This window comes from Massilia sp. LjRoot122 (assembly GCF_964252725.1).
In the GTDB taxonomy this organism is placed as follows: Bacteria; Pseudomonadota; Gammaproteobacteria; order Burkholderiales; family Burkholderiaceae_D; genus Telluria.
Genome location: NZ_CAXUPB020000001.1, coordinates 1959060 through 1984973, shown reverse-complemented (window position 1 = coordinate 1984973; position 25914 = coordinate 1959060). Strand labels below are relative to the sequence as shown.

Genomic DNA, 25914 nt, shown 5'->3' with positions numbered 1-25914 from the left:
GATTTACTCGTAGCCGTAGGCGCGCAGGCCCGCTTCGTTGTCGGCCCAGCCGGACTTGACCTTGACCCAGATTTCCAGGTACACGGGGCCGCCGAACAGCTTTTCCATGTCCAGGCGCGACTGGGTCGAAATCTCTTTCAGGCGCGCGCCCTTGTTACCGATGATCATGGACTTGTGCGTATCGCGCTCGACCAGGATGGCGCAGAAGATGCGGCGCAGATTGCCTTCCTGCTGGAACTGCTCGATGATCACGGTGCTGGTATAGGGCAGCTCGTCGCCCAGCAGGCGGAACACCTTTTCGCGCACGATCTCGGCAGCCAGGAATTTCTCGCTGCGGTCGGTGATGTCGTCCGGTCCAAAGATCGGTGCGTTTTCCGGCAGGTGGCGCTTGATCTCGTTTTCCAGGGCGTCGACCTGGAAGCGCATCTTGGCCGACACCGGCACGATGGCGGTGAAGTCGCGCAGCGCGGCGATCTTCTGGGCGAAAGGCATCAGGACCGCCTTGTCCTTGACGCGGTCCGATTTATTGATGACCAGCACCACCGGGACGTTCTTCGGCAACAGGTCGAGCACCTGCTGGTCGGCCGGGCCGAAAGTGCCGGCCTCGACCAGGAACAGGATCACGTCCGAGGACGTCAGGGTGTTCGAGACGGTCTTGTTCAGCGTCTTGTTGAGCGCGTTCGCATGGCGGGTCTGGAAGCCCGGGGTGTCGACGTAGATGAACTGGGCGTCGTCGCGGGTCTGGATGCCGGTGATGCGGTGGCGCGTGGTCTGGGCCTTGCGCGAGGTGATCGACACTTTCGCGCCGATCAGCACGTTCATCAGGGTCGACTTGCCGACGTTCGGACGGCCGACGATGGCGATGTAGCCGCAGCGGAAATCGCTGGGGGTGTTGCTCTCTGGGGTGGTGCTTTCGGCGCCGTTATGTTCAGTATTCATGCTAACTTCGTTCCTGGTTGTTCAGCCTGCGCCACGGGCGCATCCGACTGGATGGTGGCGATGCCCAGCTTGAGCTGGGCGGCGCGCGGCTTGCTCTTGCGGGCCGACGGCGATTTGGTCAGCGCGGCCTGGGCCGCTTCCAGCGCCAGGCGGGCGGCGGCCTGTTCGCCGGCGCGGCGGCTGCCGCCGCGGCCGAACACCTGCACGTTCAGCTTCGGCACCAGGCACTCGACCTCGAATTCCTGGCTGTGGGCGGCGCCGTGCGTGGCCACCACGTTATAGGTCGGCAGCGGGATCTTCTTGCTTTGCAGGAATTCCTGCAGCAGGGTCTTGGCATCCTTGCCCAGGGTAGCAGGATCGACCGTATCGAGCAGTGGAATGTAAAAGGCGCGAATCGCGTCGCGCGCGGCGTCGAAGCCGGTGTCGAGGAAAATCGCGCCCAGCAGGGCCTCGAGGGTGTCGGCCAGGATCGAGGGACGGCGGAAGCCGCCCGACTTCAGCTCGCCCTCGCCCAGGCGCAGGAACTGCGACAGCTCGAGCTTCTGGGCGATCTCGAACAGCGACTGCTGCTTGACCAGGTTGGCGCGCAGGCGCGACAGGTCGCCTTCGTCGAGGTTGTTGAAGCGCTCGTACAGGATCGAGGCCACCACGCAGTTCAGGATCGAGTCGCCGAGGAATTCCAGGCGTTCGTTATGCAGCGCGCTATGGCTACGGTGGGTCAGGGCTTGCTGGAGCAGGCCGGTGTCCCGGAACGTATAACCCAAGCGTGTTTGCAATAACTGTAGATTCATTGTGCTGTCAATTACTTGGCTGGCGCCGGATCCTCTTTTGCCGCCACCACACCGCTCGGGTCGGTGGTACCCGCATAGTCGATCACCAGGCTGACGTTGCCCATCAGGGGCACCCGCTTCTCGTAGGCGAAGCTGACTTCCACGCCGCCGTCTTCACGGGTGATGGTCAGGTCGCGGCCGCTGATCGCGGTGACGTTGTTCATGTCGGCGTTCTTGTCGAAGGCTACCTGTATTTCGCGCGGCGTGCCGCCAGCTTCCTTGGCGCGCACGATCGCATCCTTGACCGCGCCGTACTCGAAGTAAGTCGGCAGCAGCTTGAGCGCGAACACGGCGATTACACCGAGCACGGCCAGGATGAGGATCAGACCGGTCAGGGAAATACCGGTTTGGAAGGTATTGACTTGCTTTTGACGCATCGTGGATCTCCGGTTACTGGATGCCGCCAATCCGTTTCGGATTGCCGAAGTTCATCCAGACGACGATCGCCTTGCCAACAATGTTCTTGTCCGGCACGAAGCCCCAGTAGCGGCTGTCGGCACTGTTGTCGCGGTTATCGCCCATCATGAAATAGTTGCCTGGAGGTACGATACAGGTAAATTTATCGTAGGAATAGTCACAGGCTTCACGATTCGGGAAATTCTCCACAGCGCCGAGGTCGAGCGTCCGCTTGCCCTCGGTGTTCAGGATGCGGTGCGACACGCCCGTCAGACCTTCGGTGAACTGCTTGTGGTAGACCGGGTGCTGGTCGTCCAGGTAGTCGTCCATCGGAGTGTAGGCGACCGGCTTGCCGTTCACGCTGAGGCGCTTGTTCTCGTAGGTGATGGTATCGCCGGGCACGCCGATGACGCGCTTGATGTAATCCTGGCTCATGTCCTTCGGATACTTAAACACCATCACGTCGCCGCGCTGGGGGTCGGCGATCTCGATCACCTTCTTGTTGATGATCGGCAGGCGGATGCCGTAGGCGTACTTGTTCACGAGGATGAAGTCACCCACCAGCAGGGTCGGCACCATCGACGAGGACGGGATCTTGAACGGCTCCCACAGGAAGGAGCGCAGGACGAAGACCAGCGCGATCACCGGGAAGAAGCTGCCCGAGTACTCGATCCAGGTCGGCTGGCGCAGGTGGGCCTGCTCGATCGCCGCGCGCTGATTGCCGCTGTCGACCTTGATGCCGTCCGCGGTCAGCTTGCCGGTGCGCTTGTCGTACTCGGCCAGCGCCGCATCGGCGGCGCGGCGGCGCTGTTTGGCAAAGACGAACACGTCCAGGCACCAGATGACGCCGGTCACCACCATCAGGACGAACAGGATCAGAGCAAAATTGCTCAGGATGGGTTGCATATCCATTTATTTTTCTTCCACCTGGAGGATGGCCAGGAAGGCCTCCTGCGGGATCTCCACCGAACCGACCTGCTTCATGCGCTTCTTGCCGGCCTTTTGCTTTTCCAACAGTTTCTTCTTACGCGAAATGTCGCCGCCATAGCACTTGGCCAGGACGTTCTTGCGCAGCGCCTTGACGTTTTCGCGGGAGATGATGGTGGCGCCGATCGCGGCCTGGATCGCCACGTCGAACATCTGGCGCGGGATCAGTTCGCGCATCTTGGCCGCCACCTGGCGTCCGCGGTAAGGGGCGTTGGCGCGGTGCACGATGATGGCCAGCGCATCGACCTTCTCGCTGTTGATCAGCATGTCGACCTTCACCACGTCGGCGGCGCGGTATTCCTTGAACTCGTAATCCATCGAGGCATAGCCGCGCGAGGTCGACTTCAGGCGGTCGAAGAAGTCCAGCACGATTTCCGCCATCGGGATCTCGTAGTGCAGCTTGACCTGGCGGCCGTGGTAGGCCATGTCCATCTGGACGCCGCGCTTGCCGTTACACAGGGTCATGACCGCACCGACGTATTCTTGCGGCATGTACAGGTTGACGTCGACGATCGGCTCGCGCACCTCGTTGATCTTGGACGGCTCCGGCATCTTCGACGGGTTGTCGACGCGGAGCATGCTGCCGTCGCGCATCTCGACCTCGTAGACGACGGTCGGCGCGGTGGTGATCAGGTCCATGTCGAACTCGCGCTCGAGGCGTTCCTGCACGATCTCCATGTGCAGCAGGCCCAGGAAGCCGCAGCGGAAGCCGAAGCCCAGCGCCTGCGAGACTTCCGGCTCGTACATCAGGGCGGCGTCGTTCAGCTTCAGCTTCTCGAGCGAGTCGCGCAGCGCGTCGTACTGGTTGGCTTCGACCGGGAACAGGCCGGCGAAGACCTGGGGCTGGACTTCCTTGAAGCCCGGCAGCGGGCTAGGGGCCGGCTTGGCGGCCAGGGTGACGGTATCGCCCACCTTGGCGGCGGTCAGTTCCTTGATGCCGGCGATGATGAAGCCCACCTGCCCTGCCGACAGTTCCGGCAGCGAGACCGAACGCGGGGTGAACACGCCGACGCTCTCGACCAGATTGACCGAACCGGTCGCCATCAGCAGGATCTTTTCTTTCGGACGCAGGGTACCGTTGACCACGCGCACCAGCATCACGACGCCGACATAGGGGTCGTACCACGAGTCGACGATCAGGGCCTGCAACGGCGCTTCCGGGTCGCCCTTCGGCGGAGGGACCTTGGCGATCAGGGTTTCCAGCACGTCTTCCACGCCCAGGCCGGTCTTGGCTGAGCAGGTGGTGGCGTCGGACGCGTCGATGCCGATGACGTCCTCGATTTCCTTCTTGGCGTTGTCCGGATCGGCGTGCGGCAGGTCGATCTTGTTCAGGATCGGCACCACTTCCACGCCCAGGTCGAGCGCGGTGTAGCAGTTGGCCACGGTCTGGGCTTCCACGCCCTGCGATGCGTCGACGACCAGCAGCGCGCCTTCGCAGGCCGACAGCGAACGCGAGACTTCATAGCTGAAGTCGACGTGGCCCGGGGTGTCGATCAGGTTCAGGTTGTAGATCTGGCCGTCGCGCGCCTTGTACTGCAGCGCCGCGGTCTGGGCCTTGATGGTGATGCCGCGCTCGCGTTCCAGGTCCATCGAGTCGAGCACCTGCGCGTCCATCTCGCGTTCCGACAGGCCGCCGCACAATTGAATGATGCGGTCGGCCAGGGTCGATTTGCCGTGGTCGATGTGGGCGATGATGGAGAAGTTACGTATGTTGTTCATTAACAAAGCTCAAAACCAAAAAGGCCGCGGGCAGCGCGGCGCTACGACAGCGAAAAGGGGCAAGCATCCAGCGTCATCCGTGCGAAACGTGAACGTCATGCAAAAAAGCGCTCCGTGGGGGCATGCCGGTCCCCGGCCGAAGCGCTTGTTAAAGCGAGAGAAAGCTCGTGTGCGAAGGGCAGACGCTTTTCCGACCCCGGCATTTTACCGGATTCCGCGCCGGAAAGCCCGGTTTTGGGGCTGGCTAGGGCAGAAAGGAGGGTTTCGCGCAGTCCGGCCGCGAATATGCTGGGTTTCGTAGGGTGGACGGCTCTGCCGTCCGCGCGTTCAACCAGCTGAAAAACAGCCGATACATCTGCTCAGCCTGGATTTGAACGCGCGGACGGCGAAGCCGTCCACCCTACGCGGCGGCTCGGGCGTAGGTGTCCGCCCAGCCGCGCGCCGCAGCCGGGTCGAGGAAGTAATGACACAACTCGGCACCGGCCGGATCGCCGAACAGCACCGGCACCAGCTCGTCGAAGCGCTCCACCAGGGCCGGGTCGGCATCGACGTCGACCACGGCGACCTCGAAGCGTTCGCCCGGCTGCTGCAGGGCCAGCAGGGCCAGCAGCATGTCCTCGCACAGGTGGCAGTAGCTGCGCGAGTACAGCGTGAACGGAACCGCGCGCATCACTGGCGCGGCTTCACGACGACGTACTGGGTGACGTTCTCGCGCCGCACCAGCAGGGCCACCGGCTTCTTCGGATCCAGCTTGGCGACCAGCGCATTGAACTGGGCCGCGTTGGCCACCGGGGTATTGCCCACCTGCGAGATCAGGTCGCCGGCGCGGATGCCGGCCGTGGCCGCGCTGCCCTCGGCATTTTCGACCAGCACGCCCTCGCCCGCCTCGGCGCGCTGGGCCGCGGGGACGTCGGACACCACCAGGCCGAGCGCGTTCGGCGCGGCGCCCGGGGCCGGCTTCTTCGGCGTCGGGCGGGCGGTCGGCGAGCGCTCTTCCTGGAGCTCGACGACCGTTACCGGCACCTCGATCTGGGTGCCGCGGCGCCAGACGGTGACGGTGGCGCGGCTGCCCACCTTGGTCGCACCGACCAGGCGCGGCAGGTCGCGGGTGGTCTCGATCGGCTGGTTGTTGAACTTGAGGATGATGTCGCCGACCTTGATGCCGCCCTTCTCCGCCGGGCCGCCGGCTTCGACCATCGAGACTTCGGCGCCGCGCGCCTTGCCCAGGCCGAGCGATTCGGCCACGTCGCGCGTGACCTCGCTGATCTGCACGCCGAGGCGGCCGCGCGTGACCTTGCCGGTGGTTTTCAGCTGATCGGCGACGCGCATCACTTCGTCGATCGGCACCGCGAAGGAAATCCCGTTGTAGGCGCCGGACAGGGTGGCGATCTGCGAATTGATGCCGATGACCTCGCCCCGCATATTGATCAGGGGACCACCCGAGTTGCCCGGATTGACGGCCACGTCGGACTGGATCAGCGGCAGGTATTCGCCGGTGTCGCGCGACTTGGCCGAGATGATGCCGGCGGTGACGGTGTTGTCGAGGTTGAAGGGCGAGCCGATCGCCACCACCCACTCGCCGACCCGGATCTTGCTGGAATCGCCGGTGCGCAGGTAAGGCAGGTTATTGGCCGACAGCTTGAGCAGGGCGACGTCCGAGCGGCGGTCGGCGCCCAGCACCTTGGCCTTGAATTCGCGGCGGTCGGTGAGCGTCACGGTGACCTCGTCGGCGCCCTCCACCACGTGGGCATTGGTCAGCACGAAGCCGTCATTGGAGATGATGAAGCCGGAACCGACGCCGCGCGTGACCTGTTCTTCCGGGCTGCCCTGCCCGCCCGGACGGCCCGGCGCACGGCCGCCGCCGCGCGGGATCTGGCCGCCGAAGAAGCGGCGCAGGAATTCCTGCATCTCCTCTTCACCCGGCATGCCCTGGCCGCGGGTGACGCGCTCGGTGGTGCGGATGTTGACGACGGCGGGCCCGACCTTGTCGATCAGGTCGGAAAAATCGGGCAGCCCGGTGACCACCGGGGTCTGCACCGGCGCCGCGGCCGTCGCGGTGGCGGGGAGGAAGGCGCTGGCACCCGAGAGCAGCAGGGCCGACAGGATCAGGCTGGTGGAAGGACGCGAAAAGTTGCGGGTCATAAGCTTGACGTGGGAAGGCTGAGATTGACTTTATGGTAAGCCAAAATACGCGCTTTGTCGCGCGCAGCGCGGGTGTGCGCCGGGTCGGCCAGCCGGCCGCGCTACAGGCGCTTCACGGTCGCCGGCCCGGGATCGGCTGCCGGGGCTGGATCGGCCACGGACGCTTCGCGCGGCGCCAGCGGAGCTCCGCCCAGCTTGGTCCCGTTGAGCGCCTCGGCACCCGCAGCGACGGCCGGGGCGATCGCCGCCAGCGCATCCGCCGGCGTGGGCGGGCGTGTTGGCGGGCGCCGCAGCGGTGCCGGCTCGGCGGCGAGCTTGTCCGCCAGGCGTGCAGCGAAGCCGGGTGTCAGCTCGGCCTGCCCTGGTTCGCTGCGCAGTGCGTCGCCGATATGGTGGTAGAGCGACCATGCCTGCCGCCCATCCGCTTCGCGCAGCGCAGCCAGCGCGAGCTCGAGGTCGGCATCCGGCAGCTCGCCGTCGGCAAAGGCCGATATGTATTCGCGCATCTTCTTGTTCGTGTCCATCTGCTTGCCCGTCGACGTCGGTTGTTCTAGTGTCCCGCCTGTGTACGATCCTGCTAGCTACCGACGTTTGTCAACCGGGAAATCGAGCAATGGGCGCAATTTCTCGGCGATGACTTCGCGTGCACGGAAAATCCGGCTGCGTACGGTTCCTATCGGACACGCCATCACCTCGGAGATTTCTTCGTAGCTCAATCCTTCTATTTCTCGCAGGACAATTGCCGTTCGCAATTCCAGCGGCAATGCTTCCATCGCCGCATTGACTGTGTGGGCAATCTGCTTGCTCGCCAACATCGATTCCGGCGTATTTATGTCGCGCAAGCTGTCCGCGTCGTCGAATCCCTCTGCCCGCTCGGCATCCGCCTCGGTGGAGGTCGGCGCGCGGCGGCCCTGTGTGACCAGAAAATTCTTTGCCGTGTTGATTCCGATGCGATACAGCCAGGTATAGAAGGCGGAATCGCCGCGGAAGTGCCGCAGGGCGCGGAAGGCCTTGATGAAGGTCTCCTGCACCACGTCCTCGGCCTCGGCCGGGTCATGCACGAGGCGCGACACCAGGCGCATCAGGCGACGCTGGTATTTGGCCACGAGCAGGTCGAACGCGCCCCGGTCCCCGGCCTGGACGCGCTCCACCAACACCTGATCACCCTCGCGTTCTGTCGTCACGGACCTTGCCCCATCGGCTGCAACGGCCCTCCTGCATAAGAGTTGGCCCGCTGCAATAAGTTCAAGCTATTTTTTATCCCGTCGCTGTGCCGGGTGCCCCACTGCCGGCGCCGAGCGCCACCGCCAGGGCACGAAAGGCCTCCGGCGCCAGGCTGTCGGGCAGGATCACGACGCTGAGGCAGGCAGGCTTGGCGCATGCCGCCGCAGTGCCCATGGCGCCATCAGCCGCCGTCTCCAGGCGCAGCACCAGCAGCCGCGGCCACAGCGTCGAACCGGGCAAAAGCCGCACCGGCAGCGCCCTGCTTTTGTCCGGCCGCACACCCTGTTGTACCGTCAGGCGTAGCTGGCCGGGTCCAGAAATATCAATGCGCTGCACCGTTGCGCGAGCCAGCGCCGCATGCACCACGCATACGCCCGCGAACAGCAGCGCAGCCGCCACAAGCGGCCCGGCAGCGAAGCGGAAGGACGCGTCCGTGCCCACGGCGCAGGCGGCCGCGAACAGGGAGGCGCCGAAGCCGGCGAGCAGGAAACGCAGGCGGCGCGACGGCGCAATGAGGACGCTCATCGCGATCGACATGCTTCGGACAGGGAAAAAATGGGGCGCCGCAGGCCGAGGGCCGCGCGGGAGAAGCTGAGAGGGGATTGGCTTGATGCGCAGGACCGAACGGTCCAGGCTGTCAGGCGCCCATCCCGGTTAGACCGGAATGGGCGTGGCCTGGTTCAGACCGACGGTCAGATTTTTGCGAAGACGAGGGTACCGTTGGTACCGCCGAAGCCGAAGGAGTTCTTGACCGCGTAATCGATCTTCATGTCCCGTGCCGTGTTGGCCACGAAGTCCAGGTCGCATTCCGGATCCTGGTTGAAGATGTTGATCGTCGGCGGCGACACCTGGTTGTGGATCGCCAGCACGGTGAACACCGATTCCAGGCCGCCCGCGCCACCCAGCAGGTGGCCGGTCATCGACTTGGTCGAGTTCACGACCAGGCCGCTCTTGGCGTGGTCGCCGAAGACGCGCTTGATGCCGCGCACTTCCGCCACGTCGCCCAGCGGCGTCGAGGTGCCGTGCGCATTGACGTACTGGACTTCGCCGGCGTTCAGGCCGGCGTTCTTCAGTGCCGCAACCATGCAGCGCGCCGCGCCACTGCCATCCTCGACCGGCGAGGTGATGTGGTTGGCGTCCGCGCTCATGCCGAAGCCGATGACTTCCGCATAGATCTTGGCGCCGCGTGCGACCGCGTGTTCGTACTCTTCGAGCACCATCACGCCGGCACCCTCGCCCAGCACGAAGCCGTCGCGGTCCTTGTCCCACGGACGCGAGGCGGTAGCCGGATCGTCGTTGCGGGTGGACAGCGCGCGTGCCGAGGCGAAGCCGCCCAGGCCCAGCGGCGACACGGTCGATTCCGCGCCGCCGGCGACCATCACGTCGGCATCGCCGTACTCGATCAGGCGAGCGGCGGCGCCGATGCAGTGCAGGCCGGTGGTGCAGGCGGTGACGATCGCCAGGTTCGGGCCGCGCAGGCCGAATTTGATCGAGAGATCGCCCGAGATCATGTTGATGATCGATGCCGGCACGAAGAAGGGCGAGATGCGGCGCGGGCCGCGATTCATGTACTCTTCCTTGGTGGCTTCGATCATCGGCAGGCCGCCGATGCCCGAACCGATGGTCACACCGATGCGGTCCGCGTTTTCCTCGGTCACGACCAGGCCCGAATCCTGCAGGGCCTGGATGCCGGCGGCCATGCCGTAATGGATAAAGCTATCCATGTTACGGCCTTCCTTGCCCGGCAGGTAGTCTTCCACCTTAAAGTTCTTCACCTCACCGGCGAAATGCGTCGTGAACGGCGTCGCGTCGAACTTGGTAATGTTGGCAATGCCCGACTTACCGGCCAGCGCCGCGTCCCACGCCTCGGCAATGGTGTTGCCGATTGGTGAAATGCAGCCCAGGCCGGTAACGACGACACGGCGGTTGCGTGAACGGCTCAAGCGATTCTCCCAGAAACTTTTAAAGCGCTAGCTACTACTTAGGCCTTGACGTGCGCGGTTGCGTAGTCGATGGCTTGCTTGACGGTGGTGATCTTCTCAGCCTGCTCGTCAGGGATTTCCATTTCGAACTCGTCTTCCAGTGCCATCACCAGTTCCACGGTGTCCAGCGAGTCAGCGCCGAGGTCGTCAACGAACGAGGATTCGATTTTGATGTCTGCTTCTGCAACGCCCAGTTGCTCAGCGACGATTTTTTTAACGCGTTGTTCGATATCCGACATGTTATGGCTCCATTAAGGTATGTGTTGCGGAAAGTGCGCGCATTTTATCAGGTTTGCGCGATGAAAAACTACTTTCGGCGATTACCGCTATTTCCACCGAAATTACAGCTAAAAGTACCGAATCCGCCGGATTTTGTTTCGCAGTAGTGCGAAGCCCGGCGCATCCATTAATTCATGTACATGCCGCCGTTGACGTGCAGCTCGGTGCCGGTGATGTAGGCGGCGGTCGGACCGGCCAGGAAGGCCACGGCGTGGGCGATGTCTTCCGGCTGGCCCAGGCGGCCCAGCGGGATCTGGCCCAGCAGCGCGGCGTGCTGGTCCTCGCCCAGCGCCTTGGTCATGTCGGTGTCGATGAAGCCGGGTGCGACGCAGTTGACGGTGATGTTGCGGCTGCCGATCTCGCGCGCCAGGGCGCGGGTCATGCCGGCCACGCCGGCCTTGGCGGCGGCGTAGTTCATCTGCCCCGGGTTGCCCGAGGCGCCCACCACCGAGGTGATGTTGATGATGCGGCCGTGCTTGGCCTTCATCATCCCGCGCAGTACCAGGCGCGACAGGCGACCGACGGCGGTGAGGTTGGTCGATATGACGCTCTCCCACTCCTCGTCCTTCATGCGCATGGCCAGGTTGTCCTGGGTGATGCCGGCATTGTTGACCAGGATGGACAGGCTGCCGAAGCCCTTCTGCACCTCGTCGACGACGGCGCCGCAGTTGGCGGCATCGGTCACGTTCAGCACCAGGCCCTTGCCGCCGAACTCTTTCAGGTAGTCGGTGATGGCCTGGGCGCCGCTTTCGCTGGTGGCAGTGCCGACGACCTTGGCGCCCTGGCGCGCCAGTTCGAGCGCGATGGCCTTGCCGATACCGCGCGATGCGCCGGTGACGAGCGCGACTTGGTTCTCCAGATTCATGCTATTCCTTTTCTTGTCGTGTTTGTTTCAAGCCGCCTTGATCGCCGCCAGCACGCGCTCCAGCGCGGCCTGGTCGACCAGGGCTTCGCCGGCCAGCGCCGGATCGATGCGCTTGGCCATGCCGATCAGGGTCTTGCTCGGCGCGCATTCGATCACCTGGGTGACGCCGCTCGCGGCCATCTTCTGCATGGTCTCGACCCAGCGCACCGGACCCGCGGCCTGGCGTACCAGGGCGTCCTTGATGGCAGCCGGATCGTGCAGGATAGCGACGTCCACGTTGTTGATCAAGTCGATCTGCGGCGCCGAGAAAGCGATGTTTTCCATGTAGTCGCGCAAACGGTCCGAGGCCGGTTTGAGCAGCGACGAGTGGAACGGCGCCGACACGGCCAGCTTCATGGCGCGCTTGGCGCCCTTGGCCTTGGCGATCTCGCAGGCGCGGTCTATCGCGGCGGCGTGGCCGGCGATGACGATCTGGGTCGGCTCGTTGAAATTCACGGCCTCGACCACTTCGCCCTGGGCAGCTTCAAGGCAGACTGCGCGCACGTCCTCGGCCTGCAGGCCCAGCACGACGGCCATGCCGCCCTGCCCGACCGGCACCGCTTCCTGCATCGACTGGGCGCGGAAGCGCACCAGCGGCACCGCGTCCTTGAACTGGATCACACCCGCGGCAACCAGGGCCGAGTATTCGCCCAGGCTGTGGCCGGCGACGACATTCGGCACCGGGCCGCCGGCGGCGATCCAGGCGCGGTACACGGCGACCGCGGCGGTCAGCATGACGGGCTGGGTGTTGGTGGTGAGGTCGAGGTCTTCCTTCGGGCCTTCGGCGATCAGCTTGCCGATGTCGAAGCCGAGTGCCTCGGACGCTTCGGCGACGGTCTGGTCGACGACCGGGTTGCCGGCGAAGCCGTTCAGCATGCCGACGGCCTGGGCGCCCTGGCCCGTAAACAGGAATGCGAATTTGCTCATCGTGTTCTCTCTTCTCTTATTTTTAATGAGGATGGCCGCGTTCGCCGCGTGGCGGCGAACGGTGTGCGTGCATTACATGCGGGCGAGAATCGCGCCCCAGGTAAAGCCGCCGCCGACGCCTTCCATCAGCACATTGTCGCCCTTCTTGATGCGACCATCGCGCACGGCAGCGTCGAGCGCCAGCGGGATCGAGGCGGCCGAAGTGTTGCCGTGCTGGTCGACGGTGACGACCATCTTTTCCATCGGCAGGTCGAGCTTCTTGGCGGTGCCCTTCATGATGCGCAGGTTGGCCTGGTGCGGGATCAGCCAGTCGATGTCGGACGGCTGCATCTTGGCGTGCTCGAGCGCTTCGCGGGCGACTTCTTCCAGCACCGTGACGGCCAGCTTGAAGACCGCCGGGCCATCCATGTAGAGGAAGCCGCTGCCGGCCACCGCGCCGCCGGCCAGGTTGCCCGGGATCGACAGGATGTGCGACTGGCTGCCGTCGGCGTGCAGCTTGGTGGCCAGCACGCCCGGTTCTTCCGAGGCTTCCAGCACCACGGCGCCGGCGCCATCGCCGAACAGCACGCAGGTGGTGCGGTCGGTGAAATCGAGGATGCGCGAAAACACTTCGGCGCCGATCACCAGCACGCGCTTGTAGACGCCGGCGCGGATGAAGGCGTCGGCGGTCGAGACCGCGTACACGAAGCCGCTGCATACGGCCTGCACGTCGAAGGCGGCGCTGTTGTTCGCCATGCCGAGCTTCTGCTGCACGATGCAGGCGGTGCTCGGGAAGCTGCCGTGGAAGTCGGGCGTGGAGCTGGCGACGATCACCAGGTCGATGTCGCCGGGCGCCTTGCCGGCTGCTTCGAGCGCGCGGCTGGCGGCCTGCACGGCCAGGTCGGAGGCATTCTCGTCGGCCGCCGCGTAGTGGCGGCTCTGGATGCCGCTGCGGGTGACGATCCATTCGTCGGACGTTTCGATCCCCTGCTCGGCCAGCTGGGCCGCGAGTTGCTCGTTGGTGACGCGCTTGGCCGGCAGGTAGCTGCCGGTTCCGGTGATCTTGCTGTAAACAGTCATCTCTCCACCATCCTGCTGTTGGTTACGCCTGGCGCTGGGCGTCGGGCGAGGTCGGCATCAGTTCGGCGATCAGGGCCGACAGCTGCTCGAGAACATCGTATTTGGCCGCGTCGTAGGCGCGCTTGATCGCCCATTCGAACGCGAAGGCATTGGCGCCGCCGTGGCTCTTGAAGACCAGGCCTTTCAGGCCGAGCAGGCTGGCGCCGTTGTAGCGCTCCGGGTTCAGCTTCTTCAACGACTTGCGGGCCAGCAAGGCGCCGGCCATCGAGAAGATATTTTCCGTGAACACAGATTTGACGAAGCGCGACAGGCCCTCGACGGCCTTGAGCGTGACGTTGCCGACGAAACCGTCGCACACGACCACGTCCACCGTGCCCTTGAAGATGTCGTTGCCTTCGACGTTGCCGTGGAAATTCAGCTTGCCGCGCTCGTGGTCCGCGCGCAGCAGCGCGCCGGTGGCCTTGACCACGTCGTTGCCCTTGATCTCCTCGGTGCCGACGTTCAGCAGGCCGATGGTCGGGCGCGGGATGTTCTCCATGGCCGAGCACAGGACCGAGCCCATGATGGCGAACTGGTGCAGGTGGTGCGGTTCGCAGTCCACGTTGGCGCCCAGGTCGAGCATATAGGTCGGGCCGCCCTTCTGGTTCGGCATGATCGAGCAAATCGCCGGACGGTCGACGCCGGCCATGGTCTTGAGCACGTAGCGCGAGACGGCCATCAGGGCGCCGGTATTGCCGGCCGAAACGCTGGCGTTGGCGCTGCCGTCCTTGACCAGCTCGACCGCCACGCGCATGGACGAATCCTTCTTCTTGCGCAGGGCGATTTCGAGCGGGTCGTCCATGGTGACGACCTCGGTGGCGTGCTTGACGGTGATGCGGGAATGCGACTCGGCACCATGCTTCTTGAGCTCGGCGCGCACGACGTCCTCGATACCGACCAGGATGAGGTGGACGTCAGCTTGCTTTTTTAGAAACGAGATGGCTGCCGGGATAGTAACTGAGGGGCCGTGATCGCCGCCCATGCAGTCAATGGAAATTGTGATTGTCATTTGTTAGGTGATGCCGGCTCATGCACGACGAAGAGGCGTGCGGGCGGCAAGTTGGGATCGGGCCTGGCTCGTGGCCAGCCTTGGTCCGCGCAATTCAAAATGACGGAGTGCAAGCTTGTTGCAGCCGCTGAAAACGGAAATGCGAAAGAAAAAGCGGTGCCACGCAGAAAACATACGTTGCACCGCTTTCATGGTACTAAAGGACAAGACGTCGATTACTCGTCGTTCTTGGTCTTCAGGACTTTGCGACCACGGTAGAAGCCGTTCGGGCTGATGTGGTGACGCAGGTGAGTTTCGCCGGTGGTCGGCTCGACTGCCAGGTTCGGTGCGGTCAGGAAATCGTGCGAACGGTGCATGCCGCGCTTCGACGGGGACTTCTTATTCTGCTGAACTGCCATGATGACTCCTAATACATAAGTTCTAAAATTCTAACACATTCGACTTGCAAATACTTGCAGATCGAGTATCCCAGCGGCAATTTCTTATTACATCCATTGCCGACATGTTTTAACGCTGCCTACATCAACTGCCTACTGCCATACTCGACTACTGCACGCGTTTGACACGTTCTTCCAGTCGTACTGCTCGGTGCTGCGGTACTACTAATTCTGTATTGCTTATTCGGACTTGAGATTTTTCAGTGCCGCGAACGGCGAGACCTTTTCGGTCTTCAGGGCGTCCAGGAGCTTGGTGTCCGGACATACCTCATGTTTCGGCGACTGCGGCAGGGCCAGCAGTGCTTCGTCTTCCAGCAGCTGGCGGATATCGCACTCGTGGCTGCCGACGATCACGTCGATGCTTTCGTCGTCGAGGACTTCCTCGATCCCGTCGGCGTCCTCGTCGTCCTTGCCGAGCACCAGCATGGTGGACGAGTCGATCTCGTAATCCATCGCAGTCAGGCAACGCTGGCAAACCAGCTTCACGGGACCGGCGACCGCCAGGGTCATCGATGGATAGCCCTGCTTGGTCAGACCACCGTCGATCGACCAGCGGATCTCTCCGGATTTGTCGGCGCAATCGGCTGCCAGACGGGTCATCTCGACCACAGGGGTCACGCCTTCGCGGTGTCCGCCATTCCGGCAAAACTCGAAAGCGTCAATGACAAAAGCGCTCATTTGGAAAACTTCCCCGGAAAACCTGCGATAATAACAGGCTTCTCCCCGCAGAGTCAAAGACTTACGCCGTTTTTGACCGATCTGCGTCGCATGCGATTGCCGATCTGTGGCATTTATCGCGTTTGCTTGATAGACCTACATGATACCAAGTTCCACGCCTTCGCGCCTCATTCTCGCTTCCAGTTCCGCCTATCGGCGCGAACTGCTGTCGCGCCTGCACCTTCCTTTTGAAGCGATCGCCCCGGACATCGACGAGACCCCGCATGCGGGCGAAGCGCCGCAGGACACCGCCCTGCGCCTGGCGCGCGAGAAGGCGGCCGCGGTGGCGGCCCGCTTCCCCGGCGCGCTGGTGATCGGCTCGGACCAGGTGGCGACCCTGGACGGCATGCAGATCGGCAAACCGGGCGAGCATGCGCGGGCGCTGGAGCAATTGCAGCTGATGCGGGGACGCCGGGTGGTCTTCCATACGGCCCTGTGCCTGTGGGACAGCCGCGTGGCTGATCCTTCCCAGGCGGCGCAGGTCGAGAACGTGCAGGTCTTCGTCGATTTCCGCGACCTGCCGGATGCCGAGCTGGACGCCTACCTGCGCATCGAGCAACCCTATGACTGCGCCGGCAGCGCCAAGAACGAGGGCCTGGGCATCGCCCTGCTCGAGCGGATCGAATCGCAGGACCCGACCGCCCTCACCGGCCTGCCCCTGATCGCCCTGACCGGCATGCTGCGCCGTGCCGGCGTTTCCTTCTTCGGCGTATAAGCCTTCACCTTGTTAACGATGCCCGCTACCCTTTACCTGATCCCGAACACCCTTGGTCCTGTCGATGCCGCTCCCGGCGCCCTGTCCGCCCTGCTGCCGACGCAGGTGCAGGCACTGACCGCCAGGCTCGATTACTTTGTCGCCGAAAACGCCAAGACCGCGCGCGCCTTCCTGAAACTGGTCGCCATCGACCATCCGCTGGCCAAACCCCTGCAGGAAATCGAGATCGCGGAACTGAACGTGAACACGCCGCCGGCCGCCCTCGCGCAATTGCTGGCGCCGCTGCTGGCCGGGCGCGATGCGGGACTGGTGTCGGAAGCCGGCGTGCCGGCGGTGGCCGACCCGGGCGCCGACTTGGTCCGGCTGGCGCACCAGCACGGGATCGCGGTGCGGCCGCTGGTGGGGCCGTCCTCGCTGCTGCTGGCCGTGATGGCGAGCGGGCTGAACGGGCAGAGTTTCGCCTTCAACGGCTACCTGCCGACCGATGCCGGCCAGCGTACCAAGCGCATCCAGCAGCTGGAAGGGCGTTCGCGCAGCGAGAAGCAGACCCAGCTGCTGATCGAGACGCCCTACCGGAACGGGCAGATGCTGGAGGCGCTGGTGGCGGCCTGCCAGCCGGGGACCCTGATTTGCGTGGCGACCGACCTGTCGCTGCCGACCGAGTCGGTCAGGACGATGACGGCGGCGAAGTGGAAGGCGGCGCTGGCTGCCGGCAAGGCGCCGGATTTCCACAAGAAGCCGACGGTGTTCCTCTTCCTCGCGCAATGATCCGCTGCCTCGGCACGTCGTTCCCGCGCAGGCGGGAACCCAATTTTCGTGCGATACCACTAGCGTCAAACACAATTGGCTACGCAACGGAATTGGGTTCCGGCCTTCGCCGGAACGACGGTTTTGGGGTTGGTGGTTAAAACAGTGACGCGACTGCGCTAACTTCAGTGCACTTCATGGGTAAGCTCCCTCACCCAATCAAACGCCTTCAGTTCGATTTCGCGGATCTCCGCCACCGACAAGTCCAGCTTGCGTAGCGCGTTATACAGCTTGCAGCCGCCCTCGGCCGCCTCGAGCAGTTCGGCCACCCTGAGCATCGTCCCGAAATCCCCTTCGCGGTCCAGCAGCGCGGTACGGACGTCGTCCGCCACTTCGACATTGTCGAGGATGTCGCGCATCGGAATCGAGAACAGCGCATCGGCCAGGGACATGATTCCCACCGTGAAGGCACGGTCGGCGCGCGCGGCGTCGCTCGGGTAGCGCGTCTGGGTCATCAGCTCCAGCAGCTTGCCGCGCGTGGTGGCCAGCTGCAGCAGCGGCGAGTCCAATTCCACGCCGCCGGCCGTGGTGTACAGCAGGATCTGCAGCCAGCGCTGCAGCTGGCGCCGCCCGAGCTGGCTCAGGGCCTGCGACAGCGATTCGATCTGCGGACCCGGCGCCGCGCGGCTGTTCACCAGGCGCAGCAGGTTCAGGCTGATCAAGGCGTCGCGCTTGACCGCGGTTTCGATCACCTGAGCATCGGCATCGGAACTCACCAGCTCCAGCAGATGCAGGATCGCCATTTCGGACGGCGTGATCTTCTTGCCCGACAAAATCACGGGGCGGGCAAAGTAATATCCCTGGAAGTATTCGAAGCCGAGGTCCATGCACAGCCGGAACTCGTCGAGCGTTTCGACTTTTTCGGCCAGCAGTTTCTTGCCCGTGGACTTCAAGGAGGACACCAGGCCCGCCAGCTCGCCCGGACGCACCAGCTTGACGTCGACCTTGATCACGTCGACCAGGCCGATCAAGCGGTCGAGCTCGGGAGAATGTTCTGTGACATCGTCGACCGCAAACTTGAAACCGAGTTCCTTCAGTTCGGCGACCCGCGCCACCAACGCCCGAGTCGGCTTGACGGTTTCCAGGATTTCGAGGATAACCTTATGCGGAGGCAGGAAACGCACGAAGTCGCTCATCAGGACGACTTCGTCGACGTTGACGAAGGCGAGCTGTTCGCCGACCACCTGCTCCATGCCGAGCTGCGACGCGTGCGAAATCACCGCCGCCGTCGCCGCAGCGTTGTCGGTCAGCTTCGCATCGTCGTCCTCACCGGCGGCCCGGAACAGCAGCTCGAATGCCACGAGATGCTGGTCACGGCCGAGGATGGGCTGACGTGCGAGGAAAAAATCGTTGGACGGCACGGATGCCGCTGCCGTTGCTTCGGCATGCATCAAAAAAACTCCTGGGAAACTGTTGCGGCGTAGACAAGCCAGCCGGACAGGCGCGCGCGCCTGCCTCGAAGACTATACTACAAATCCGACACTATTAGCATTTTTATATCGAACCGGGCGTTCAGCGATTGCCGCCGCCCTTGCCGCCCGAGCGCGGGCCGCCGGAGCGAGGCGCTCCCGTGCGTGGCGCCGCCGGCCTGGCGCCACCGGCGCCCGCAGCAGCCGCCGGACGCTTGCTCGGGGCGCGTCCCTCGGCCGGCGCCTGCGGCTTGGCCTGGGCACTGCCATCCGGACGCCAGACGCGGCGCGCGCCGGTCTTGGGTGCAGGCGCCGCCGGCTTGGCGACGCTGCGCGGATCTTCCTCGCCTTCGCGCACCATGCTCTGGCCCGGCAGGCGCAGGCTGCCCTTGCCCGACAGCGGGCTGGCGCGGCGCGCATTGCCGACCGGCACGCGCGGTCCCTCTCCGGCCAGGCGCGCGGAGACGGCGCCGGTCACCTGCGTCCCGGTTTCGATCGTGAAGCGGGCGCCGGCATCCTTGCCCAGCACCTGCACCAGCCAGGGCATGGTGTCGCGCAACATCGCTTCCAGGGTGTAGGGCGGATTCAGGATGAACATGCCGCTGCTGTGCAGGCCGAGGCCGTCCGGTCCCGGCGTCGATACGGTCAGGGTCACGTTGAGCCATTCCTTGGCCGGCAGGCGCTTGAGCTTGTCCGGGAACTGGCGCGACTCCATGCGCTGCAGGACCGGGTACCAGACCGCGTACATGCCGCTCGGGAAGCGGCCCAGGGCGTCTTCCAGCGCATCGCGCACCTTCTTGTAGTCATCCTTCACCTCGTAGGGCGGGTCGACCAGCACCAGCGCACGGCGCGAAGGCGGCGGCAGCAGTTTCTTGAGGCTCTGGAAGCCGTCGCCGTGCTCGATGATCACGCGCTTGCCGCGCGAGCGCTCGCCCTGCTCGGCCTTGTGCGCCTCGGCCTTGCGGACGTTCTCGTGCAGGATCTTGACGTCGGCCGGGTGCAGCTCGAACAGGCGCAGGCGGTCTTCCGAACGCGACATCTGGTCGGCCACCCAGGGCGAGCCCGGGTAGTAGCGCATCTTGCCGCTCGGGTTCATCGCCTTGACCAGGTCGAGGTAGGGCTTCAGCGCCTCCGGCACGTTGACCGCGTTCCACAGGGGACCGATACCCGTGTCGTACTCCCCGGTCTTGGTCGCCTGGAAGCTGTCCAGCGCATAGACCCCGGCGCCGGAGTGGGTGTCGATATAGGTGTAGGCGGCGTCCTTCTGGTTCATGTACAGGTGCAGCTGCACCTGGACGAAGTGTTTGAGGACATCGGCGTGGTTACCCGCGTGGAAGGCGTGGCGGTAGCTCAACATAAGCTGGAATTCCTGAGAAAAGATTCAATGCCGTGTTTTCAACGGCGCAATGGGCGCCATTATCCACTACATCGCTCATTCCCACGCCACAAATAAAAAGCCGCAGGCCCCTGCGGGCGCTGCGGCAAATCCCTGGAGGTCCGACAGAAGGCGCTTACGCGACCTTCTTTTCGTCGAAGAACTGCTCGTCCTCGGTCGAACCGTGCAGGGCGGTGGTCGAGCTCTGGTTCTGCTGGATGGTCTGGGTGACGGCGTCGAAGTAGCCGGTGCCGACTTCGCGCTGGTGCTTGACCGCGGTGAAGCCCTTCTCGGCGGCGGCGAATTCCGCTTCCTGCAGCTCGACGAAGGCCGACATGCCGCGCCGTGCATAGCCGTGGGCCAGATTGAACATGCCGTAGTTCAGGGCGTGGAAGCCGGCCAGGGTGATGAACTGGAACTTGTAGCCCATCGCGCCCAGCTCTTTCTGGAACTTGGCGATGGTGGCGTCGTCCAGGTTCTTCTTCCAGTTGAACGATGGCGAGCAGTTATAAGCCAGCATCTTGCCCGGGAATTTCGCATGGATCGCTTCGGCGAAGCGCTTGGCGAAAGCCAGGTCCGGCTTGCCGGTCTCGCACCACACGAGATCGGCGAAAGGCGCGTAGGCCAGGCCGCGCGAGATGGCCTGCTCGACGCCCGGCTTGACCTTGAAGAAGCCTTCCACGGTGCGCTCGCCGGTGCAGAAGGGCTTGTCGTTGTCGTCCACGTCCGAGGTGAGCAGGTCGGCCGCTTCGGCATCGGTACGGGCGATGACCAGGGTCGGGGTGCCCATCACGTCGGCCGCCAGGCGCGCGGCGTTCAGTTTCTCGACGGCTTCGCGGGTCGGCACCAGCACCTTGCCGCCCATGTGGCCGCATTTCTTGACCGAGGCCAGCTGGTCTTCGAAGTGCACGCCGGCGGCGCCGGCATCGATCATCGCCTTCATCAGCTCGAAGGCGTTCAGCACGCCGCCGAAGCCGGCTTCGGCATCGGCCACGATGGGGGCGAAATAGTCGATGTCGTCCTTGCCTTCGGACCATTGGATCTGGTCGGCGCGCTGGAAGGTGTTATTAATGCGGCGCACCACCTGCGGCACCGAGTTGGCCGGGTACAGCGATTGGTCCGGATACATCTCGCCGGCAACGTTAGCGTCGCCCGCCACCTGCCAGCCCGACAGGTAGATGGCTTTCAGGCCCGCCTTCACCTGCTGCATGGCCTGGTTGCCGGTCAGGGCGCCCAGGGCATTTACATAGGGCTCGTTGTTGACCAGATCCCACAGCTTTTCGGCGCCACGCTTGGCCAGGGTGTGTTCGATCTGGATCGAACCGCGCAGGCGGACCACGTCGGCCGCCGTGTAGTTGCGCGTCACACCCTTCCAACGCGGATTGGTTTCCCAGTCTTGCTGGAGTTCACTGATCTGCTGTTCACGAGTTGCCATGCTGTTTCTCCTGATTGAGGTACTAAGTTAAGAGATCAAAAGCGAGAGGAATCCGTTGGGTACATCATAGATCAGTTTGTGCGGAGCACAATAAGTCTTATATAAGACATCAAAAGATTTTTTTCTCTTTCAAATTCAACGCCTTGGGGATTCATTTCCATGATGCGGAATGAAATTTCTTACGATGGGAATCGGGTCGCGCCAGTAATTGCTGCATTTTCCCGTATTGCGGAAGCGCGGTTTCTCATCGTGAAATTCAGCGCCCCCTGTGTTGTAATCTCTCGCGCTTTGACAATATTGATTGACTTCAATCAATATTGCTGACAATCTAGATGAATCATCAATTTCATCAAAATAACGAGACCGCCATGTCCACGCTGCGCACCGCCTTCGTCTCCACCCTCCTCGTTCTTGCGATGCCGGCCAGCGCCAGCGTCATCACCCAGGACGGCGTCGTGTTTACCTCGACCTATACCGGCAATGTGCTGACCGTCGAAATCGACGCGGCCAAGCGCAGCGGCGGCTGGGCGGCGGCGACCGCGATCGATTCGCTCGCCCTCAAGACCATCGGCGACTTCACCGGCGTCACGATGAGCAGTTCGAACGGCAGCAACTGGTCGCTCTCGAATACCGAACTCAAGGCGAGCGGCTGTGGCGCCGCGTCCAGCGCCGCGGCCGGCACTTCCTTCAGCCGCCTCTGCTATGCCGGCATGCCGGTGGCGCTCACCGACAACATGCTGTTCACCTTCAGCTTCGACGGCAGCCCGAACCTGGACGCGCCGCACCTGAAGGTCCACTTCGTCAACGCCGGGGGCAGCAAGACCGGCAGCCTGCTGTCGATGGACTTCCCTTACCAGGCGCCGGGTACCGCCGTTTCCAGCGGATCGGGCGGCAATTCGACCGGCCTGATTCCGCCTCCCGTGCTGACCGAAGCGGGCAAGGCACCCGAGCAAACGGTGGTCGACCTGCCGGCGATCGGAGAAACGGCGGGCGCCGCGATCCCCGAGCCGCGCACCATGGCCTTGCTGACCGCAGGCCTGGTCATGCTGGCCGTGGCGCGCCGCCGCAGCAAATAAGCCCAGGGACAGTGCCTTGCCATGCCGAAACCCTACCTCAGCCATTGGTTAGTCGCCTAACAGAAAGTGTTATAGGGAGGGAATAGTCTGGGCCTGCGTACTCATCCGTACGCAGGTCCGGGCCGTTCGCCGACGCGAAGGCCCGGTCATTCAATGTCATCGAAGGAGATTGAATTGAAGACCTACCTACGCAAAGCAGCACTCGGCCTGGCGCTGGCCGCCGGCGTCGCCGCCGGCGCCCAGGCCGGCACCCTCACCTACCAGGGCGTGACCTTCACCTCGACCTGGAGCGGCAAGCTGCTGACCCTGGAAATCGACGCCGCCAACCGCACCGGCGACTGGCTCGAAGCGAGCAGCATCGGCGCCCTCCAGCTCAAGGACCTGGGGACCTTCTCGGACGTCACCCTGGTCTCGGCGCCGGGCATCGCGACCAACTGGACACTGTCGTCGAACGAACTGAACGCGAACGGCTGTGCCGGCGGCGGGCATGCGGGGAGCAGCCTGTGCTTCTCGGGCGATCGCGTGGCACTGACGGACAACATGGTGTTCCAGTTCAGCTTCAGCGGCGGCGCGCCGAACCTGGAGGCGCCTCACCTGAAGGTGAATTTCTTCGGTGACGGCGAGCGCAAGGTGGGCAGCCTGCTGTCGCAGGCCATCGCGCCGGTGCCGGAGCCGCAGACCTATGCGCTGATGCTCGGCGGGCTGGGGGTGATGGGCTTCATGGCGCGCAGGAAGCGCAAGCAGGGCTGACCAGGCTCTCACGTAAAAACGGCGCGGCCCTTGCGGGACGCGCCGTTGTCGTTTGTGGGCAGGAGCAGGCTTACTTCGCCAGCTCCACCTGTTCGCCGAACACGAGGTTGCCGCCGCGCACCCGCACCGGAATGGTGTCCTTCGGTCCGAACTTGCCGGACAGGATAGCCTTCGACAGCGGGTTCTCGATCTGCTGCTGGATCGCGCGCTTGAGCGGGCGGGCGCCGTAGACCGGGTCGTAGCCCGCTTCGGCGATCTTCTGCAGCGCCTCCTCGTCGATGTCGAGCGCCATGTCCATCTTGGCCAGGCGCTGCTCCAGGTGCTGCAGCTGGATCCGGGCGATCGCGCCGATGTTCTTCTCGTCGAGCGCATGGAACACCACGATCTCGTCGATACGGTTGATGAACTCGGGGCGGAAATGCCCGCGCACCTCGGCCATCACGGCCAGCTTCACCACGGCCGGCTCGTCCGTGTCCATCGACTGGATCTTGTGCGAACCCAGGTTCGAGGTCATCACGATCACGGTGTTCTTGAAGTCCACGGTGCGGCCCTGGCCATCGGTCATGCGGCCGTCGTCCAGCGCCTGCAGCAGCACGTTGAACACGTCCGGATGCGCCTTCTCGATCTCGTCGAGCAGGATCACGCTGTAGGGCTTGCGGCGCACGGCTTCGGTGAGGTAACCGCCCTCCTCGTAGCCCACGTAGCCCGGCGGCGCGCCGATCAGGCGGGCCACCGAATGCTTCTCCATGAACTCGCTCATGTCGATGCGGATCATCGACTCCTCGGTGTCGAACAGGAAGCCCGCCAGTGCCTTGCACAGCTCGGTCTTGCCGACGCCGGTCGGCCCCAGGAACATGAAGGAACCGTAGGGCTTGTTCGGGTCGGACAGGCCGGCGCGCGAGCGGCGGATCGCATCCGACACCGCCTCGATCGCCTCGTCCTGGCCGACCACGCGCTCGTGCAGCTTTTCCTCGATGTGCAGCAGCTTGTCGCGCTCGCCCTGCATCATGCGGGACACCGGAATGCCGGTGGCACGCGAGACGACTTCCGCGATCTCTTCCGCACCGACCTGGGTACGCAGCAGCTTCGGCTTCGCCATATCGCCGTCGGCGCTGGCGGCAGCTTCCTCGGCCTTCTTCAGCTGGGCTTCGAGCTGGGGCAGCTGGCCGTACTGCAGCTCGGAGACGCGCTGCCAGTTGCTCTGGCGCTTGGCCTCCTCCATCTGGTGGCGGATGCGCTCGATCTCTTCCTTGATGTGGGTCGTGCCCTGCACCGCCGCCTTCTCGGACTTGAGGATCTCCTCGAAGTCGTTGTACTCGCGCTCCAGGCGCGCGATCTCTTCGCCGATCAGTTCCATGCGGCGCATCGAGGCTTCGTCGGTTTCCTTGCGCACGGCTTCGCGCTCGATCTTCAGCTGGATCAGGCGGCGCTCCAGCTTGTCCATCACTTCCGGCTTGGAATCGATCTCGATCTTGATTTTCGATGCCGCCTCGTCGATCAGGTCGATCGCCTTGTCCGGCAGGAAGCGGTCGCTGATGTAGCGGTGCGACAGCTCGGCCGCGGCGATGATGGCCGGGTCGGTGATCTCGACCTTGTGGTGCAGCTCGTACTTCTCCTGCAGGCCGCGCAGGATGGCGATGGTCGCCTCCACGCTCGGCTCGTCGACCATGATCTTCTGGAAGCGGCGCTCCAGTGCGGCGTCCTTCTCGACGTACTTGCGGTACTCGTCGAGGGTGGTCGCGCCGACGCAGTGCAGCTCGCCGCGCGCCAGCGCGGGCTTGAGCATGTTGCCGGCGTCCATCGCGCCTTCGGCCTTGCCGGCGCCGACCATGGTGTGGATCTCGTCGATGAAGACGATGGTCTGGCCTTCGTCCTGGGCCAGCTCCTTCAGCACGGTTTTCAGGCGCTCTTCGAACTCGCCGCGGTACTTGGCGCCGGCCAGCAGGGCCGCCATGTCGAGCGAGAGCACGCGCTTGCCCTTGAGCGAATCGGGTACCTCGCCGTTGACGATGCGCTGCGCCAGGCCCTCGACGATGGCGGTCTTGCCCACGCCCGGTTCGCCGATCAGCACCGGGTTGTTCTTGGAACGGCGCTGCAGCACCTGGATTGCGCGGCGGATCTCGTCGTCGCGGCCGATCACGGGGTCGAGCTTGCCCTGACGGGCGCGCTCGGTCAGGTCGAGGGTATATTTTTTCAGGGCTTCGCGCTGGCCTTCGGCATCCTGCGAGTTCACCGACTCGCCGCCGCGTACCGCCTGGATCGCCGACTCGAGGGCTTTCCTCGCCAGGCCGTGCTCGCGCGCCAGCCGGCCGGCGTCCGACTTGTCTTCGGTGAGCGCCAGCAGGATCATCTCGGAGGCCAGGAACTGGTCGCCACGCTTCTGCGATTCGCGGTCGGCCAGGTTCAGCAGGGCCACCAGCTCGCGCGACACCTGCACGTCGCCGCCGGTGCCCGAGACCTTCGGCAGGCGCTCCAGCGCCGATTTCAGCGCGTTGGACAGGCCGCCGACGTTCACGCCGGCACGCTGCAGCAGCGAGCGGGCGCCGCCGTCGTCCTGGTTCAGCAGGGCGACCAGCAGGTGGACCGGATCGATGTACTGGTTATCGTTGCCGACTGCCAGGCTCTGGGCATCCGCCAGCGCTTCCTGGAGCTTGGTCGTCAGTTTGTCTTGCCGCATGGTATTGCTCCCTAGTGGTGTTCTTGACTAAGGAGCAAAGTAAGGCTGACTGTCCACTTTTCAAGATGTGCAATGCGCCT

26 protein-coding genes are annotated in these 25914 nt (G+C 64.2%); 4 read left to right on the top strand and 22 right to left on the bottom strand.

Annotated features, from left to right (window positions below):
- Window positions 1-3: 3 nt before the first annotated feature.
- From era to ACSQ25_RS08730, 18 genes are all read right to left on the bottom strand, one after another.
- Complete coding sequence (era, locus tag ACSQ25_RS08815) at window positions 4-939, bottom strand: GTPase Era (protein WP_436105319.1); 936 nt, start codon at window positions 937-939, stop codon at window positions 4-6.
- On the bottom strand, window positions 936-1703 hold the full coding sequence (gene rnc, locus ACSQ25_RS08810) for a ribonuclease III (RefSeq protein ID WP_436105318.1): 768 nt from the start codon (window positions 1701-1703) through the stop codon (window positions 936-938). Before rnc ends, era begins: the two co-directional genes overlap by 4 nt.
- Before the next feature lie 38 nt (window positions 1704-1741).
- Complete coding sequence (locus ACSQ25_RS08805; protein ID WP_436105317.1) at window positions 1742-2146, bottom strand: DUF4845 domain-containing protein; 405 nt, start codon at window positions 2144-2146, stop codon at window positions 1742-1744.
- Window positions 2147-2159: 13 nt separating this feature from the next.
- Window positions 2160-3077, bottom strand: a complete 918-nt coding sequence (gene lepB / locus ACSQ25_RS08800) for a signal peptidase I (protein WP_436105316.1) — start codon at window positions 3075-3077, stop codon at window positions 2160-2162.
- Window positions 3078-4871, bottom strand: a complete 1794-nt coding sequence (lepA, locus tag ACSQ25_RS08795; protein WP_436105315.1) for a translation elongation factor 4 — start codon at window positions 4869-4871, stop codon at window positions 3078-3080.
- A gap of 400 nt (window positions 4872-5271) precedes the next feature.
- On the bottom strand, window positions 5272-5541 hold the full coding sequence (locus ACSQ25_RS08790) for a glutaredoxin family protein (RefSeq protein WP_436105314.1): 270 nt from the start codon (window positions 5539-5541) through the stop codon (window positions 5272-5274).
- Window positions 5541-7013 (bottom strand): DegQ family serine endoprotease, encoded by a 1473-nt coding sequence (locus ACSQ25_RS08785; protein WP_436105313.1) that lies wholly within the window; start codon window positions 7011-7013, stop codon window positions 5541-5543. Before ACSQ25_RS08785 ends, ACSQ25_RS08790 begins: the two co-directional genes overlap by 1 nt.
- Window positions 7014-7114: 101 nt before the next feature.
- Window positions 7115-7537, bottom strand: coding sequence for a sigma-E factor negative regulatory protein (locus ACSQ25_RS08780; protein ID WP_436105312.1), 423 nt, complete (start codon window positions 7535-7537; stop codon window positions 7115-7117).
- Window positions 7538-7594: 57 nt separating this feature from the next.
- The gene (gene rpoE, locus ACSQ25_RS08775; RefSeq protein ID WP_436105311.1) at window positions 7595-8197 is read right to left on the bottom strand and encodes an RNA polymerase sigma factor RpoE; all 603 of its coding nucleotides are present in this window, start codon (window positions 8195-8197) and stop codon (window positions 7595-7597) included.
- Window positions 8198-8270: 73 nt separating this feature from the next.
- Window positions 8271-8774: a hypothetical protein gene (locus ACSQ25_RS08770; RefSeq protein WP_436105310.1), complete on the bottom strand. Its 504-nt coding sequence runs from the start codon at window positions 8772-8774 to the stop codon at window positions 8271-8273.
- Between the two features lie 155 nt (window positions 8775-8929).
- Window positions 8930-10180, bottom strand: a complete 1251-nt coding sequence (gene fabF, locus ACSQ25_RS08765; protein ID WP_436105309.1) for a beta-ketoacyl-ACP synthase II — start codon at window positions 10178-10180, stop codon at window positions 8930-8932.
- Between the two features lie 38 nt (window positions 10181-10218).
- Window positions 10219-10458 carry an acyl carrier protein gene (gene acpP / locus ACSQ25_RS08760; RefSeq protein WP_020653257.1) on the bottom strand — a complete coding sequence of 80 codons (240 nt, stop codon included), beginning with the start codon at window positions 10456-10458 and terminating at the stop codon, window positions 10219-10221.
- 167 nt (window positions 10459-10625) lie between these two features.
- The gene (fabG, locus tag ACSQ25_RS08755) at window positions 10626-11363 is read right to left on the bottom strand and encodes a 3-oxoacyl-ACP reductase FabG (RefSeq protein ID WP_436105308.1); all 738 of its coding nucleotides are present in this window, start codon (window positions 11361-11363) and stop codon (window positions 10626-10628) included.
- Between the two features lie 27 nt (window positions 11364-11390).
- Entirely contained in the window at window positions 11391-12329 is a 939-nt protein-coding gene (gene fabD, locus ACSQ25_RS08750) for an ACP S-malonyltransferase (protein ID WP_436105307.1), read from the bottom strand.
- A gap of 72 nt (window positions 12330-12401) precedes the next feature.
- Entirely contained in the window at window positions 12402-13388 is a 987-nt protein-coding gene (locus ACSQ25_RS08745) for a beta-ketoacyl-ACP synthase III (protein ID WP_436105306.1), read from the bottom strand.
- Between the two features lie 22 nt (window positions 13389-13410).
- Window positions 13411-14436, bottom strand: coding sequence for a phosphate acyltransferase PlsX (gene plsX / locus ACSQ25_RS08740; protein WP_436105305.1), 1026 nt, complete (start codon window positions 14434-14436; stop codon window positions 13411-13413).
- Window positions 14437-14651: 215 nt separating this feature from the next.
- Window positions 14652-14834 carry a 50S ribosomal protein L32 gene (gene rpmF, locus ACSQ25_RS08735; RefSeq protein WP_005666806.1) on the bottom strand — a complete coding sequence of 61 codons (183 nt, stop codon included), beginning with the start codon at window positions 14832-14834 and terminating at the stop codon, window positions 14652-14654.
- A gap of 219 nt (window positions 14835-15053) precedes the next feature.
- Window positions 15054-15551 (bottom strand): YceD family protein, encoded by a 498-nt coding sequence (locus ACSQ25_RS08730; RefSeq protein WP_436105304.1) that lies wholly within the window; start codon window positions 15549-15551, stop codon window positions 15054-15056.
- Window positions 15552-15690: 139 nt separating this feature from the next.
- On the opposite strand from ACSQ25_RS08730, the gene ACSQ25_RS08725 reads away from it, so the two are divergent.
- A complete protein-coding gene (locus ACSQ25_RS08725) occupies window positions 15691-16305 on the top strand; it encodes a Maf-like protein (protein WP_436105303.1) in 615 nt (204 codons plus the stop codon).
- 18 nt (window positions 16306-16323) lie between these two features.
- Window positions 16324-17073, top strand: coding sequence for an SAM-dependent methyltransferase (locus ACSQ25_RS08720; RefSeq protein WP_436105302.1), 750 nt, complete (start codon window positions 16324-16326; stop codon window positions 17071-17073).
- A gap of 164 nt (window positions 17074-17237) precedes the next feature.
- On the opposite strand, the gene ACSQ25_RS08715 is transcribed toward ACSQ25_RS08720, so the two are convergent.
- The 3 genes from ACSQ25_RS08715 to aceA all read right to left on the bottom strand — a co-directional run bounded on the left by ACSQ25_RS08715 (window position 17238) and on the right by aceA (window position 21331).
- Window positions 17238-18503, bottom strand: a complete 1266-nt coding sequence (locus ACSQ25_RS08715) for an EAL and HDOD domain-containing protein (RefSeq protein WP_436105301.1) — start codon at window positions 18501-18503, stop codon at window positions 17238-17240.
- A gap of 121 nt (window positions 18504-18624) precedes the next feature.
- On the bottom strand, window positions 18625-19878 hold the full coding sequence (locus tag ACSQ25_RS08710) for a 23S rRNA (adenine(2030)-N(6))-methyltransferase RlmJ (protein ID WP_436105300.1): 1254 nt from the start codon (window positions 19876-19878) through the stop codon (window positions 18625-18627).
- A gap of 154 nt (window positions 19879-20032) precedes the next feature.
- A complete protein-coding gene (aceA, locus tag ACSQ25_RS08705; protein ID WP_436105299.1) occupies window positions 20033-21331 on the bottom strand; it encodes an isocitrate lyase in 1299 nt (432 codons plus the stop codon).
- Window positions 21332-21699: 368 nt separating this feature from the next.
- On the opposite strand from aceA, the gene ACSQ25_RS08700 reads away from it, so the two are divergent.
- Both ACSQ25_RS08700 and ACSQ25_RS08695 read left to right on the top strand, forming a co-directional pair.
- A complete protein-coding gene (locus ACSQ25_RS08700) occupies window positions 21700-22407 on the top strand; it encodes a PEP-CTERM sorting domain-containing protein (protein ID WP_436105298.1) in 708 nt (235 codons plus the stop codon).
- Between the two features lie 174 nt (window positions 22408-22581).
- Window positions 22582-23157 (top strand): PEP-CTERM sorting domain-containing protein, encoded by a 576-nt coding sequence (locus tag ACSQ25_RS08695; protein WP_436105297.1) that lies wholly within the window; start codon window positions 22582-22584, stop codon window positions 23155-23157.
- A gap of 70 nt (window positions 23158-23227) precedes the next feature.
- Here the strand turns inward: ACSQ25_RS08695 and clpB are convergent, their stop codons facing one another.
- A complete protein-coding gene (gene clpB, locus ACSQ25_RS08690) occupies window positions 23228-25834 on the bottom strand; it encodes an ATP-dependent chaperone ClpB (protein ID WP_436105296.1) in 2607 nt (868 codons plus the stop codon).
- Between the last annotated feature and the right edge of the window lie 80 nt (window positions 25835-25914).

Coding starts and splice junctions, on each gene's coding strand:
- era (WP_436105319.1), bottom strand. CDS start 939: ATGAATACTGAACATAACGGCGCCGAAAGCACCACCCCAGAGAGCAAC.
- ACSQ25_RS08805 (WP_436105317.1), bottom strand. CDS start 2,146: ATGCGTCAAAAGCAAGTCAATACCTTCCAAACCGGTATTTCCCTGACC.
- lepB (WP_436105316.1), bottom strand. CDS start 3,077: ATGGATATGCAACCCATCCTGAGCAATTTTGCTCTGATCCTGTTCGTC.
- lepA (WP_436105315.1), bottom strand. CDS start 4,871: ATGAACAACATACGTAACTTCTCCATCATCGCCCACATCGACCACGGC.
- ACSQ25_RS08790 (WP_436105314.1), bottom strand. CDS start 5,541: ATGCGCGCGGTTCCGTTCACGCTGTACTCGCGCAGCTACTGCCACCTG.
- ACSQ25_RS08785 (WP_436105313.1), bottom strand. CDS start 7,013: ATGACCCGCAACTTTTCGCGTCCTTCCACCAGCCTGATCCTGTCGGCC.
- ACSQ25_RS08780 (WP_436105312.1), bottom strand. CDS start 7,537: ATGGACACGAACAAGAAGATGCGCGAATACATATCGGCCTTTGCCGAC.
- ACSQ25_RS08770 (WP_436105310.1), bottom strand. CDS start 8,774: ATGTCGATCGCGATGAGCGTCCTCATTGCGCCGTCGCGCCGCCTGCGT.
- acpP (WP_020653257.1), bottom strand. CDS start 10,458: ATGTCGGATATCGAACAACGCGTTAAAAAAATCGTCGCTGAGCAACTG.
- fabG (WP_436105308.1), bottom strand. CDS start 11,363: ATGAATCTGGAGAACCAAGTCGCGCTCGTCACCGGCGCATCGCGCGGT.
- fabD (WP_436105307.1), bottom strand. CDS start 12,329: ATGAGCAAATTCGCATTCCTGTTTACGGGCCAGGGCGCCCAGGCCGTC.
- ACSQ25_RS08745 (WP_436105306.1), bottom strand. CDS start 13,388: ATGACTGTTTACAGCAAGATCACCGGAACCGGCAGCTACCTGCCGGCC.
- plsX (WP_436105305.1), bottom strand. CDS start 14,436: ATGACAATCACAATTTCCATTGACTGCATGGGCGGCGATCACGGCCCC.
- rpmF (WP_005666806.1), bottom strand. CDS start 14,834: ATGGCAGTTCAGCAGAATAAGAAGTCCCCGTCGAAGCGCGGCATGCAC.
- ACSQ25_RS08730 (WP_436105304.1), bottom strand. CDS start 15,551: ATGAGCGCTTTTGTCATTGACGCTTTCGAGTTTTGCCGGAATGGCGGA.
- ACSQ25_RS08725 (WP_436105303.1), top strand. CDS start 15,691: ATGATACCAAGTTCCACGCCTTCGCGCCTCATTCTCGCTTCCAGTTCC.
- ACSQ25_RS08720 (WP_436105302.1), top strand. CDS start 16,324: ATGCCCGCTACCCTTTACCTGATCCCGAACACCCTTGGTCCTGTCGAT.
- ACSQ25_RS08715 (WP_436105301.1), bottom strand. CDS start 18,503: ATGCATGCCGAAGCAACGGCAGCGGCATCCGTGCCGTCCAACGATTTT.
- ACSQ25_RS08710 (WP_436105300.1), bottom strand. CDS start 19,878: ATGTTGAGCTACCGCCACGCCTTCCACGCGGGTAACCACGCCGATGTC.
- aceA (WP_436105299.1), bottom strand. CDS start 21,331: ATGGCAACTCGTGAACAGCAGATCAGTGAACTCCAGCAAGACTGGGAA.
- ACSQ25_RS08700 (WP_436105298.1), top strand. CDS start 21,700: ATGTCCACGCTGCGCACCGCCTTCGTCTCCACCCTCCTCGTTCTTGCG.
- clpB (WP_436105296.1), bottom strand. CDS start 25,834: ATGCGGCAAGACAAACTGACGACCAAGCTCCAGGAAGCGCTGGCGGAT.